The organism is Streptomyces anulatus (genome assembly GCF_000721175.1).
GTDB lineage: Bacteria > Actinomycetota > Actinomycetes > Streptomycetales > Streptomycetaceae > Streptomyces > Streptomyces anulatus_C.
Window position 1 is genome coordinate 1 of the sequence record NZ_JOEZ01000069.1, and the last position, 11867, is coordinate 11867.

An 11867-nucleotide genomic window follows, 5' to 3' on the forward strand; every position below is an offset into this window, starting at 1 on the left:
GCCCACCCACAAACAGCCGCTGACCAGCCCCGCAACACCCATCCCCGGACCAGCACGACCGACTCTCACCACCACCGACACCAACCCAAGAGATCGCACCCTACCCCTCCGAAAGCAGCAGACGGCCGATCTTGCCCACGGCCCCCGAGCTGCTGCTCAAAGCCGTGAACATCCGACGCGGGCCAGCCATCGCAGCGCCTCCCGAACTGCTGTCAAAACGCTGCTCACTGTCGCGTACGAAGCCAATCGAAGCACCGCGGTCGTGATGACTTTGAGCGGGATGCCGCGACCGTCGCAGATCAAGTGGTGCTTGCTGCCGGTCTTGCGCCGGCCAACCGGCGACGGACCGGTGTCGGCACCCCCTCTTTCGCCCGGATGTGAGAGCCGTCCACGCATGCCCGCGACCAGTCGAGCTCGCCGACCGCGTTCAACTCGGCGAGCAGGACCCGGTGCAGCGGGTCGAGGACTCCTGCCATTGCCACCGGTCCGGCGAACAGCCCGACATCACTCGATCAAGCTCAGTAGCACCGATCGGTGCAGCAGCCGAATGCCCGGCGGGTGGTCCTCAACGCTCCCGCACGTAGGTAAGGACCCATGAGAGGGTGAGAATGAGACCCAGCACCCCGATGCCCAGGGTTCCGAAGGTCGCCCCGTTCATCTCCTTCTCCAGCAAGCCGCCCACCCCGCCGATGAGTCCGCCGACGGCCATGAATACACCGAGGACGAGCCCCCGCGAACTCCGGGGCTGCAGCAGGTGCCACACGCTCGGGCTGCGGCGGCCCGGCGGCGGCGGTCCGGCGCGGCGACGGCCGGACGGTGGCGTGCCTCGGGTCTGCTTCATCGGTACCTCACCTTTCCCGGTGCTGCCGGGGCGTCCACGTAGCTGTCCCCCGGTTTCTGATCCGAAGGGGTATAGGCGTAGTCGACCATCGTCGCGACAACGGCGACGGGCGCGCCGAATATCTTCCCTCCGAACTTGCCGACCGTGTTGAGGGCTGTGGGGCGGTGGTGTTTTCCGCTGACGTCGCTCAGGATCGAGCCCTTTTCAAGGTGCTTGCTCGCTTCGCCGGCCGCGTAGGAGGGCGTGCCGCCGATGAACCCCTGCACCGCGCCGTTGAGGTCTCTGTGCAGAAGTGCTTCGCCGCCGCCGATCCAGGAGCGGTAACTGAGGAATTCGGCAACAGGTTTGATGGTGCCGCTGCCCCATTTCTCGGGGCGCACGTACTCGGCTACGTCCAGCTTCGTCTGTGCCGCCTGCTCCTTGAGCGTCTTTGCGTCCTTCAAGGAGTCATAGTGGACGGAGCTGAACTGGTGGGCGTCCTTGGTGAGGGCCGCGAGACCTCCGGTGCAGAGCGCATCGGCGTCGGCGGCACGCTGAAGTATGGCCTCCATGCGTTCGACAAGTACGTCGACGTCGCCTGGGCCAGGATCAGAGCCCTCCAAATGGACAACGACACCATACGGATCGATCTTGATGCCGCGGGGCGGGTTCTCGTAGATCGCCACAAGGTCAGCCTTGGCCTGCGTCAATTCGCCGTAAGCGCTCTTGAGCAGGTTGGTGATGCTCTCGGCCTGGGTTGCCGCGTCGCCGAACTCGCCCGCCGTCCTCCGAACGAAGGGCTTGGTGACACCGGCGTTCTGGCCCTGCCAGGCCGTCCCCTGTGCGTAGACGCTCATGTCCCCCGCGTCCTTGGCAAGTTCCTTGAGCTTCTTGGTCATAGCGACCCAGTCGTCGATCGCCGAATCAAGCGGTTTCGTCCGAAGGTTCAGAAGCTGCTGGAACAACAGCATCGGGGCACCTCACATGGGTAGAGAAGGGACAGGGGAAAGGGGAATGGATCACATGATCGGGCCCTGTGGCTTCGGTACCGAAGACTCTGACTTCCCGTCGGGCACGCCGTAGTAGCCAGAAATCTTCGACGCGCTGACCTGAGCGGCGATCCACTCGTCGTCCTTCTTCGTCGACGCCTTCGTGTAGTCCAAGTGATTGGAGATGTGCGCGCAGGCGTCCAGAAGCGTTCCGACCTGCTGCTCCCAGGCAGTGGAGGCGGAGCTCAGCGCCTTGCCCATGTCGAACCCGTCCGCCGCCAGGCTCTTGCCCGCAGCCTGGGTCGCGGTCTGGGCATGCTTGCCGTCGGCCCTCAGATTGTTGTGCAGCCGGTAGGCGAAGTGACCGATCTTCCCCAGCTCGTCGTCGTAGACGATGAGGTCCGCACCAGTCGGTGAGGCACCTGGGTCTCTCGCCGGAGCACCGTTGATCTGCATCCGCACGGCCGCCTCTCTTTTGAGACCAGCCCACTCCTCTTCGAAAGACATGCCCCTGCCCCCCTGCAGATCGAAATGACCAATGCGACATTCGGACAGTCGCACAAGCTCCGATTATTGACGACCCTTTACCGGCACTGCCCGGCGGGGGTATCGGCACCGCCCCCGGCACAGCGCCTGGAACACCTCCGGATGCACCCGCCCAGCACCCGGCACTCACCACCTGGAAGATGCTGGATGACCCGGTCGCCGTGGGCGCGCAGGCCTTGGAGCATCACGACCAGGGGGCGGTAGCTGAAGGGCACCATCATGTCGCCGGGGTCCTCCTCGGACTCCAGGAAGACGGGCACCAGGATGCGGGAGACCTTGCCGTCGCCGGGTTCCTGGCGCGACGACGAGGACCAGGGCGACGAGACCGCCGCGGCCCCGGGCACCTCCCCCGGCACCACCACGCCGCTGCTGCGGTTCTCCCTCCCCCGCGACCCGCAGACGGTCGCGCCGTTCCTGCGCACCCGCGTCCTGCGCCCCGATTCCGAGGTCTGGCTCACCGGCTACAACGCCCTGCACACCTTCGTCGACGAACACGGACGCGCACAGGTCCCCCGCGACGCCACCGTCGAACTCGGCGACGGCGGCGGCACGTACGGGCTGGGCTCCTGGGTCAGCGAGCAGCGCCGCGCGTTCAAGGCCCAGACGCTCAGGGCGTGGCGGGCGGACCTGCTGAACGAGGTGGGCGTGTTCTGGTCGGTCGGCGACGCCGCGTTCTGGAAGAACCTCGATGCCGCCCCGCCTACCACGCCGTACACGGGAGCCTGGCCTGCCCGAAGAACACCGTGTGGGAAGGGGTCGCGGTCGGCCAGTGGCTCTCCAACCTCCGCCGCCCCGGCGGCCTCGGCACCAACCCGGACCGCGCCCTTGAGCGCCGCCGCGCCCTGGAGGTGATCGACCCGGAGTGGAACCCCACCGGATGGTCCGTCGACTGGCAACGCCACTACGCCGCGACCCGCGAACTTCTCGGTGAGGAGCAGGGCCGCGCGGCCGAGCTGCTGCCCGGCTTCACCGTGAACGGGTGCGACGTCGGCACCTGGGCCGCCCGGCAGACCGACCCCGCCGTCTGGGACACCCTCCTGCCCGAGCAGCGCGAACGCCTGGAGGCCCTCGGGCTCACGCGCCGGACCGACACCACGGCACCGGCCGCCACGGCACCGGCCGCCACGACGGCGGCCCAGAAGAACGCCGGGTCGTTCGAGAGGGGAATCGCCGCGCTCACCCAGTACGCCGCGCGGGAGGGGCGACTCGTCGTACCCCGAGCCCACATCGAGGAGACGTCCCACGGGCCGGTCCGGCTGGGCACGTGGATCAGCAACACCCGCAGCAGGCGCAACAAGCTGAGTACCGAGCAGCGTGAACAGCTCGCCGCCCTCGGCATCGACTGGGCCACCGCCTGAACCCCGACCACGACCCCATCGTCCCGCGCCCCCTGGCCCACCGCCCGGGGGCGCGGTCCGTTCCGCAGGCGATTCCCCGGGACCGGCCCGGACGCCATACCCGCGCATCGAAGCACCGCGGCGGGCCGCACGGGGAAGAAGAAGCAACGGGGCGCGGGGGGCCTCTCGCTCGATCGAATGACGGGACCTCACCACCAGTACTGAGCTGCGAGTATGAGGCCGCATCAGTCCCCCGACCTGCTGGAGTGACCCCGTGACGCTGCGCCGCCTCGGCTTCCTGCCCGCCGTCCTGCTCACCGCGGAGGAACCGATGGTGTCCTTCGATCTCTGGAACGGCAGTGCTCCGGGAGCCGAGCAATCATGGCCATCTGAGCACGAGGAACCACTCCTGCTTGCAGTGCGCTTCGGAACAGGGCCCTTCCGCCAGACCTTCACCTTCACCCCGGAGGGTCGGCGACGGCTCCCTGCGGAGTAAAACTCAAGATCAGCGGGTGTTCAGTTCCTGCTCCGCTTCCGATTCAGCCACTGCGCTGGTGTAGCGGAGGCTGGCCTTGGCCCCGAGGGAGAAGACGTGTGCGAGGTGGAGGGGGTCGGCGCCGTTGGCAAGGGCTTCTTCGAGGATGCGGTCCTGCCTCAGTTGGTCGATGCCTACGGGCAATCTCTTGACCAACTTGTCCATCAAGAACGTGCTCACAGCCGTCGCGGTGGTGGCGGTGTTCCTGGTGATCAGCAGATGTGGGTTGGTGCTGTTGGGCCATTGCCGGTGGCGATAGGCGAGGTACTCGGTGATCGCCTCGGCGGTGTAGTCGTCAAGGGGACGATTCAAGCCCTCGGGGTCAAGTCGCCGTCCCGGCAGGTCCACGTGCTCGACCAGCATTGAGCGAATCTGGCGGGCGGGCAGCGCGTGGATGCCAGACAGGGCCACGACCACTCGAAGGGCCGGATCCTGCAGTGCGGCGAGTGCGATGGACTCCACCTCGTCCACAGCGAGTGATGAGGGGATCTTGATCGCCACCTTGCCTCCCTTGATGCCTAAGGGCTTGCAGAGCAATAAGTTGCGTCTTTCCGCTCTTGACACCGCAGCTCATGCGGGGTGTTCGACAGCAAGTTGATTCCCGGCAAGCCCTTAGGGCAGGCGGGAACCGCCTGCCGGGTCACACCCCGGTACGCCCGTCGATACGCTCGCGGACCAGGTCGGCGTGCCCGCAGTGGCGCGCGTACTCGCCAATCATGTGCGTGTAGATCCAACGGAGCGTCACCTCGCCCCCCATGAAAGGGCTGGTGTCGTCGAGCCCCCGGCCCGCGCAGTTCTCCCGGCCCCGCCGGACCTCGCCCTCCCACACCGCCAGCGCCTCCTCGTGCGTGGCGTCCTCGGCGAGCTCGAACCCACCGTCGTGCCCACCGCCACCGCCTTCGCCGGCAGGGGCGAACAGCGGCGGGACGTCCTCCTGCACGAGGACCCGCCGGAACCAGTTCCGCTCGACCGCCGCCGCGTGCTGGACCAGTCCGAGCAACGTGATCGACGAGGGCGCCGCCGACGCCTCACGGAGCCGCTCCTCGGGCAACCCCGCGCACTTCTGGGCGAGGGTGGCACGGTAGAAGTCGAGCCAGCTCTCCAACGAGGTCCGCTCATCGGCGACCAGAGGAGGCATCGAACGCTCGGAAGTACTCATGGTCATCATCGTGACATCCGGGTCTGACATCGCCCGGGCGGTGAGAGGTGCTGCCCCTGCCCCGACTTCGGGAGTCACAGCGGTGCCCGCTCCACCCTGCCGGCGAACCTGCCGTTCACGCGACCGGCGAGCCAGTGGGCGTGGGCGTCGAGATCGCCTTCGGTCCCGGTTCAGGAACCCCGGGGCCCTGGAAACCCCGGAACCCTGGAACCCCCGGGACAGCAGGTGGGCGACTCGGCACGATGCTCACCGTTCACCCCATCTGTCAGTGCGGTAACCGCTTCGCCACACATGTCTTCGTTACGTGGGTATTCCGTCACAGGCGCACAACAGCCCTACCCCGCCAGCGCCTCACCGTCGTTCAACCGGGCGCAGGACGCGTGATCACCGGGGCAGAACCGGTCGGAACAGAGCAGCGCAGAGAGGTGTCACGGATGACGGACAGAACACTCTGGTCCTACAAGGACATTGCCGCGCACATCCAGGTCCAGCCGGACACCGTCCGCTCCTACCGCAAGCACGGCCTTCTTCCCCCGCCCGACCAGGTGCAGAACGGAAAGCCGTACTGGTACGGCGACACCGTCCGCGCCTGGGTCGCCTCCCGCCCGCGCAACCGGGGCCGCTGACCCCGGTCCACCGGCACCCGGTCCCTATTGCCGGGGCGCCTTGCGGAACAACGCCGTCCAGAGAAAGGACTCGCCGAAGACCGGGGACCCGGGCGCCTCGTCGCGCATGCGGCGCAGCTCGATCTCCGTCAGGTCCGAGAAGATGTCGCGCAACTCCTCGGAGGTGTAGGCGAGTCCGCCGCCCAGGCTTCCCTCCCGGTAGAGCTCCTCGTCCGGCAGCTCGGAGCCCATGCCGCCCTCCCCCGCCGCGAAGCACGTGAGCGCGAAATGGCCGCCGGGGGCGAGGCAGCGGTCGAGGAGGGCGAGGTAGCTGATACGCCGGTGGGGCGGCAGGTGGTGGAAGCATCCGGAGTCGTGGATCAGGTCGTACGGGCCTGCCGCGGCCGCCCCGTCCGCCGTCAGGACGAAGGCGTCACCGCAGTGGAACCGGGCCTCGGTCCCCGGCACTTCGGCGCGCTCCTCCGCCCAGGCGATCGCCGCCTGGGAGAGGTCGATCGCGTCGACGTCGAATCCGAGCGAGGCCAGCGCGTGCGTGTTGCGCCCGGGCCCGCAGCCCAGGTCGAGCGCACGGCCCGGGGTGATCAGCCCTCGGTCGACGTAGGAGACGAGGCTCTCGTCGGGCTTGTCCACGAAGAAGGGCACCGGCTTCGAGCGGTCCCCGTAGAACTCGTCCCACCACGAGGAGGCGTCGGTGGTCCAGCGGTGCGCCTCGGGTACGAACAGGTCGTCCAGGAGCGTCAGTACGTCGTCCGTCGTGCGGATGTTCCGGTCCATCCGGTCCCCTTTCCCTCTGCGCCGATTTTAGGGTTCGGGCGAGAGAAAGCCCAGGTCACAGCTGGTTCGGCGATCGCGCTGGGGACGCTCGGAAGGGGTGTGACCGAGGGAGCGCCCCCACCCCCCTGCCCTCCGGCGGCCAGGCCCTCCGCATGCCCGCCACGGCCCGTCAGGGGGCCTTCCACGGTCGGCCCGAGGTCCCTTTTCGAACGGGTTCGGGCCGGTCGCGGAGCCGTCGTGCGCCTATGCCCCCGTGGAGACCTTTTCCCCTGCCCGGGTCGCCTCGGGTATCTCCCCGCCGGCCGCGGGCTCCGCCGGGTCGCCGGGTGCGCCCTTCGTACCGGAGGCGGCCGGGGCCGGTTCCCCTTCGCTGAGCCCGAACCTCTGGTGGAAGGCGCGCAGCGGCCTGGGGGCCCACCAAGTGGCGCGACCCGTCAGCTTCATCACGGCGGGGACCAGCAGGCTGCGGACCACCATGGCGTCCATCAGGACGGCGAGGGCGATCCCGAGCCCCAGCATCTTGGTGTTGGTGACCCGCGAGGTGCCTATGGCGACCATCACGACCGCGAGGATCACGGCGGCCGCGGTGATCAGCCCGCCTGTGCGGGACAGGCCGAAGGTGACCGAGCGTTCGTGGTCGCCGGTCCGGTCGTACTCCTCCTTGATGCGGGAGAGCAGGAAGACCCCGTAGTCCATGGAGAGGCCGAAGGCGACGCAGAACATCAGGACGGGCAGGGTCGTCTCGATGTCCCCCGTACTGGTGAAGGCGAGGATCCCGGAGAGGTTCCCGTCCTGGAAGACCCAGACCACCGCACCGAACATCGCCGTCAGGCTGAGGGCGTTGAGCACGACCGCCTGGATCGGGATGAGCACGCTGCCGGTGAGCAGGAAGACCAGGAGCAGGGTCACGACCACGATGATCGCCAGCGCCCAGGGCAGCCGGTCGGCTATGGCGTCCTTGGAGTCGACGAGGACCGCCGCCGTGCCCGTCACCGAGGTGTCGAAGGAGTCGGCGGGCATCGCACGCAGATCCCGTACGAGCTGCTGGGCCTCCTCCCCGACCGCCTCGCCGTCCGGCAGGACGCCGACGTACGCGGCCGAGTCCGCCGTGACCGGGCCGTCGACGCGCAGCACGCCAGGGACCTTCTCGATCCGGCCCTTGAGGGCTGCGTACGCGGCGGGCGTCCCCTCCCCCTCTATCAGCATCTCCAGGCCGCCGCCGGGGCTGCCGGGGAAGCCCTCACGGATGTGCTCCTGGACCACCCGGGACTCGGCTCCGGCGGGGAGCTGGCGGTCGTCCGCCGTGCCGAACTTGACGCCGAGGAAGGGCAGTCCGAGGAGGACGAGCCCCACCGTGGTGACGATGGCGAAGACCGGCGCCCTGCGCATCACGAGCCCGGCGAAGCGCGCCCAGCCCCTGCCGGCCTCCGGGACCGGGGCTTCCGCGGCCGCCGTCCTCCTGCTGCGGCGCAGCAGTCGGCGCAGGTCGAGCGCGTTGACCCGGTGCCCGAGCAGCACGAGTGCCGCGGGCAGCAGGATCAGCGCGGCAGCGGCGGCCAGGAGGACCACGGCGATCCCGGCGTAGGCGAAGGACCGCAGGAAGTACTGCGGGAAGACGAGCATGGCCGACAGGGACACCGCCACGGTCAGCGCGGAGAACAGCACCGTACGCCCGGCGGTCCGCAGTGTGGTGCCCACCGCCGTCCGGGGGTCCGCCCCGCCGGCCAGCTCCTCGCGGAATCGGCGGACGATGAACAGGGCGTAGTCGATGGCGAGTCCGAGGCCGAGGGCCGTGGTGAGGTTCATCGCGAAGACCGAGACGTCGGTGAACTCCGTCAGCCCCCGCAGCACGGCGTTGGTGCCGAGGATGGCGACGATGCCGACACCGAGCGGCAGCATCGCGGCGACAGCGCTGCCGAAGACCATGACCAGCAGGACGAGGGTCACCGGCAGGGCGATCAGCTCGGCCCGCAGCAGGTCCTCCTGGATGATCGTCTGCATCTCGTGCTGCACGGCGACGGGCCCGCCGAGGGAGACCTTCACCGGCCCCCGCTCCCCCGCGAAGGCGGGGGCTATCCGGTCGAGGGTCTCGCCCGCGGTCTTCTCGTCGCCCCCGATCCGGGCGGCGATGATCGCCTCGTGGCCGTCCTCGGAGCGCAGGGCGGGTGATCCGGTCACCCAGTAGGACCCGATGCCCGAGATGCCCGGCTCGGCCTCCAGCCGCTCGACGAGGCGGGCGGCTTCGGCGGCCACCGCCGGGTCGTCGACGGTCGCGGAGCCGCTGTCCACCAGGAGGAGGAGGTTGGGCTGTGAGGCGGGGAACTCCCGCGCCAGCACGTCGGTCGCATAGGTCGACTCGGCGTCGGGGGCCTGCCAGCCGCCGCTGCCCATCCGGTCCGCCACCCCGCTCCCGGCGAACACGGCGAGCGCGGTGATCACCAGAGCGGCCAGCAGCGCGAGCCTCGGCCGGGCGGTGACGAACCGGGTCCAGCCGCCGACCGGGGGCGGCGCGGAACGGTTGACTTCGGACATGGTGCGGTGTCCCCTTCACCGAGACCCGGGCGGCACAAGGCAGCATGGGTCGGTCGTTGCCAAATACCCTGGCAAACACGAGTAGTCGCTCGCGTTTCACTAGAATGCGAGTGAGCACTCGCGTTTGTCAACCGCATCATGAGAGCTGGGGATTGACCGTGTCGGAGGCCAAAGCCACCAAGGGTGCCGCAGCGGACGGAGCGGACGGCGGATCCACCGCCGGCACAGCCGACGGAACACCGGGCTCCGCCCGCCCGCGCCGCCGCCAGGCCCGCGGCGAGGCCCGGATCGCCCAACTGCTCGAGGCCGCCGCCAGCGTGTTCTGCACCAGCGGCTACACCGCGTCCAGCACCAACGCCATCGCCCGCGAGGCCGGGGTGTCGCCGGGCACGCTCTACCAGTTCTTCCCGAACAAGGAGGCCATCGCCGTCGAGCTCGGCGACCGGCTGCTCAACCGCTGGCGGGACACCTACGGCGCCGCCTTCTCGCAGAGCCATATCGAGCTGCCGCTCGACCGCATGCTGGACGCCATCCTCGACCCACTGATCGCCTTCAACTGCGAGAACCCGGCGTTCTCCGTCCTGATGCACGGCTCGGAGATCCCCGGCCGGATCACCGAGGAGCACGACACGCTGCACGCGACGATGCTGACGCGGGTCGAATCGGTGCTCGCCGGCTACCTCCCGGACATGCCCGCCACCCAGGTCCACCGCATCGCCGACATGACCTTCATGCTCTTCAAGGCCGGGCTGGACCTGATCATGGCCCACGAGGGCGAGGAGCGCGCCGCCTACGTCCAGGAGCTGAAGACGATCATGTACCGGTACCTGGATCCCCTCATGTGCGACGACGCCCCGCACCGGACCTCGCACGCGCCGTAGACCGCCATCGCCCGGCACGCGCACCACCGGAGCGCATTAATACCCCCTAGGGGTATAGTGTGAAGGAGACGGTACGCCACGGAGTCCTCTGCGGCCCCAGGCGCCCCGTCGTGCCGTCGAAACGTGTTCGCGAAGAGGAGAACGTCATGACCGCCGAGACCGAGACCGCCCAGTCCACCGGCTCCTGCTGCTCGCCCACCGGTTCCTGCCACGACGGTGCGGCCGACGTGCAGATCGAGCAGACCGACTCGGTCACCACGGTGTACCGGGTCAAGGGCATGACCTGCGGTCACTGCGAGGGCGCCGTGTCGGAGGAGATCTCCGGGATCGCGGGCGTGACCTCGGTCGCGGCCGCCGCCGCCACCGGCCTGGTCACCGTCACGTCCAAGGCCCCGCTGGCCGAGGACGCCATCCGCGCCGCCGTCGACGAGGCAGGGTACGAGCTCCTCGGCCCGGCCGCCTGAGGACCGGCCTCCGGAGCAGCAGCGTCCCGTTCACCGTCGGGCCCGTACCCCACCAGCGGATACTGGTGGGGTACGGCCCGATCTGCGTTTCCCAGGAGTTGCGGACATGGCCAGCACAGCAGCAGCCGGTTTCCCGGCAGCCGACGCATCCGAGGCCGAGCTCGTGATCGGCGGGATGACCTGCGCCTCGTGCGCTGCCCGTGTCGAGAAGAAGCTCAACCGGATGGACGGCGTCACCGCCACGGTGAACTACGCGACCGAGAAGGCGCGCGTCACCTTCGGGGACGGGCTGGAGCTGGGCGACCTCGTCGCCACGGTCGAGAAGACCGGCTACACGGCCCGCCCCGTCGCCCGGCCGGAACGTCAGGCGCCGGCAGGATCCGATGCCGCCACGCCGCGTCCCACCACACCCTCCGCCGCCGGCCCGGACACGTACGCGGACGCGGACGAGGCTTACCGTACGGACGGAGCTTCCGGACAGGACGGGGGCCGGCGCCCGGCCCGGGAGGCCGAAGCGGAAGCCCAGCACTCCGGACCGGAGGTCCGGGACGCCGACGCGGAACCGGACGCCTCCCTCGCCGCACTGCGGCAGCGTCTCGTCGTCTCCGCCGTGCTCGCCGTCCCCGTCGTCCTGCTCGCCATGGTCCCGGCGCTCCAGTTCGGCTTCTGGCAGTGGCTGAGCCTCACCCTCGCCGCGCCCGTCGTCGTCTGGGGCGGCCTGCCCTTCCACCGTGCCGCCTGGACCAACGCGAAGCACGGCGCGGCCACGATGGACACGCTGGTCTCGCTCGGCACGCTGGCCGCGTTCGGCTGGTCGCTGTGGGCCCTGTTCCTCGGCGACGCGGGCATGCCCGGCATGCGCCACGGCTTCGACCTCACCGTCTCGCGCGCCGACGCCACCTCGATGATCTACCTGGAGGTGGCGGCCGGGGTCATCACGTTCATCCTGCTGGGCCGCTATCTGGAGGCCCGCGCGAAGCGGAAGTCCGGCGCGGCACTGCGGGCGCTGATGCATCTGGGCGCCAAGGACGTCTCCGTACTCAGGGCGGGCCGGGAGGTACGTGTCCCGGCGGGCGCGCTCGTCGTCGGCGATCGCTTCGTCGTGCGTCCCGGGGAGAAGATCGCGACGGACGGGACGGTGGTCGAGGGCTCGTCCGCCGTGGACGCCTCGATGCTGACGGGCGAGTCCGTCCCCGTCGAGGTC

The 11867-nt window shown here is 69.4% G+C and carries 13 protein-coding genes and 1 pseudogene; 6 read left to right on the forward strand and 8 right to left on the reverse strand.

What is annotated here, in order from left to right; genetic code table 11:
• Positions 1-258: 258 nt before the first annotated feature.
• The 4 genes and pseudogenes from IG90_RS46535 to IG90_RS0138085 form a co-directional block, all read right to left on the reverse strand.
• A pseudogene (locus IG90_RS46535) lies at positions 259-473 on the reverse strand (IS5/IS1182 family transposase); the annotation flags it as partial.
• Between the two features lie 92 nt (positions 474-565).
• Positions 566-841 carry a hypothetical protein gene (locus IG90_RS0138070; RefSeq protein WP_030089287.1) on the reverse strand — a complete coding sequence of 92 codons (276 nt, stop codon included), beginning with the start codon at positions 839-841 and terminating at the stop codon, positions 566-568.
• Positions 838-1791, reverse strand: coding sequence for a hypothetical protein (locus IG90_RS41040; RefSeq protein WP_051860432.1), 954 nt, complete (start codon positions 1789-1791; stop codon positions 838-840). The genes IG90_RS0138070 and IG90_RS41040 overlap by 4 nt, the downstream gene beginning before the upstream one ends.
• Positions 1792-1839: 48 nt before the next feature.
• Positions 1840-2316 (reverse strand): hypothetical protein, encoded by a 477-nt coding sequence (locus tag IG90_RS0138085; protein ID WP_030089291.1) that lies wholly within the window; start codon positions 2314-2316, stop codon positions 1840-1842.
• A 258-nt stretch (positions 2317-2574) separates the two neighbouring features.
• Between IG90_RS0138085 and IG90_RS46540 the strand changes: the two genes are divergently transcribed.
• Positions 2575-3207: a helicase associated domain-containing protein gene (locus IG90_RS46540; protein ID WP_233436203.1), complete on the forward strand. Its 633-nt coding sequence runs from the start codon at positions 2575-2577 to the stop codon at positions 3205-3207.
• Positions 3204-3713: a helicase associated domain-containing protein gene (locus IG90_RS46545; protein WP_233436204.1), complete on the forward strand. Its 510-nt coding sequence runs from the start codon at positions 3204-3206 to the stop codon at positions 3711-3713. Before IG90_RS46540 ends, IG90_RS46545 begins: the two co-directional genes overlap by 4 nt.
• Before the next feature lie 484 nt (positions 3714-4197).
• Here IG90_RS46545 and IG90_RS40315 read toward each other — a convergent pair whose 3' ends face one another.
• Together IG90_RS40315 and IG90_RS0138110 are read right to left on the reverse strand one after the other, a co-directional pair.
• On the reverse strand, positions 4198-4728 hold the full coding sequence (locus IG90_RS40315) for a hypothetical protein (RefSeq protein ID WP_051860435.1): 531 nt from the start codon (positions 4726-4728) through the stop codon (positions 4198-4200).
• Between the two features lie 139 nt (positions 4729-4867).
• Positions 4868-5386 (reverse strand): DinB family protein, encoded by a 519-nt coding sequence (locus tag IG90_RS0138110; RefSeq protein WP_030595638.1) that lies wholly within the window; start codon positions 5384-5386, stop codon positions 4868-4870.
• A 434-nt stretch (positions 5387-5820) separates the two neighbouring features.
• Between IG90_RS0138110 and IG90_RS0138115 the strand changes: the two genes are divergently transcribed.
• Entirely contained in the window at positions 5821-6012 is a 192-nt protein-coding gene (locus IG90_RS0138115; protein ID WP_018487248.1) for a helix-turn-helix transcriptional regulator, read from the forward strand.
• A gap of 24 nt (positions 6013-6036) precedes the next feature.
• On the opposite strand, the gene IG90_RS0138120 is transcribed toward IG90_RS0138115, so the two are convergent.
• Complete coding sequence (locus tag IG90_RS0138120; protein WP_030595643.1) at positions 6037-6786, reverse strand: class I SAM-dependent methyltransferase; 750 nt, start codon at positions 6784-6786, stop codon at positions 6037-6039.
• A 243-nt stretch (positions 6787-7029) separates the two neighbouring features.
• Entirely contained in the window at positions 7030-9318 is a 2289-nt protein-coding gene (locus IG90_RS0138125) for an MMPL family transporter (protein ID WP_030595645.1), read from the reverse strand.
• A 158-nt stretch (positions 9319-9476) separates the two neighbouring features.
• On the opposite strand from IG90_RS0138125, the gene IG90_RS0138130 reads away from it, so the two are divergent.
• The 3 genes from IG90_RS0138130 to IG90_RS0138140 all read left to right on the forward strand — a co-directional run.
• A complete protein-coding gene (locus IG90_RS0138130) occupies positions 9477-10199 on the forward strand; it encodes a TetR/AcrR family transcriptional regulator (protein WP_030595650.1) in 723 nt (240 codons plus the stop codon).
• Between the two features lie 146 nt (positions 10200-10345).
• Positions 10346-10663, forward strand: coding sequence for a heavy-metal-associated domain-containing protein (locus tag IG90_RS0138135; RefSeq protein WP_030595653.1), 318 nt, complete (start codon positions 10346-10348; stop codon positions 10661-10663).
• Positions 10664-10769: 106 nt separating this feature from the next.
• Positions 10770-11867: heavy metal translocating P-type ATPase (locus tag IG90_RS0138140; protein WP_030595656.1), on the forward strand; the 1098-nt coding region annotated here is incomplete at its 3' end.

Coding starts and splice junctions, on each gene's coding strand:
- IG90_RS0138085 (WP_030089291.1), bottom strand. CDS start 2,316: ATGTCTTTCGAAGAGGAGTGGGCTGGTCTCAAAAGAGAGGCGGCCGTG.
- IG90_RS0138135 (WP_030595653.1), top strand. CDS start 10,346: ATGACCGCCGAGACCGAGACCGCCCAGTCCACCGGCTCCTGCTGCTCG.
- IG90_RS0138110 (WP_030595638.1), bottom strand. CDS start 5,386: ATGAGTACTTCCGAGCGTTCGATGCCTCCTCTGGTCGCCGATGAGCGG.
- IG90_RS41040 (WP_051860432.1), bottom strand. CDS start 1,791: ATGCTGTTGTTCCAGCAGCTTCTGAACCTTCGGACGAAACCGCTTGAT.
- IG90_RS0138120 (WP_030595643.1), bottom strand. CDS start 6,786: ATGGACCGGAACATCCGCACGACGGACGACGTACTGACGCTCCTGGAC.
- IG90_RS46540 (WP_233436203.1), top strand. CDS start 2,575: ATGTCGCCGGGGTCCTCCTCGGACTCCAGGAAGACGGGCACCAGGATG.
- IG90_RS0138070 (WP_030089287.1), bottom strand. CDS start 841: ATGAAGCAGACCCGAGGCACGCCACCGTCCGGCCGTCGCCGCGCCGGA.
- IG90_RS0138115 (WP_018487248.1), top strand. CDS start 5,821: ATGACGGACAGAACACTCTGGTCCTACAAGGACATTGCCGCGCACATC.
- IG90_RS0138125 (WP_030595645.1), bottom strand. CDS start 9,318: ATGTCCGAAGTCAACCGTTCCGCGCCGCCCCCGGTCGGCGGCTGGACC.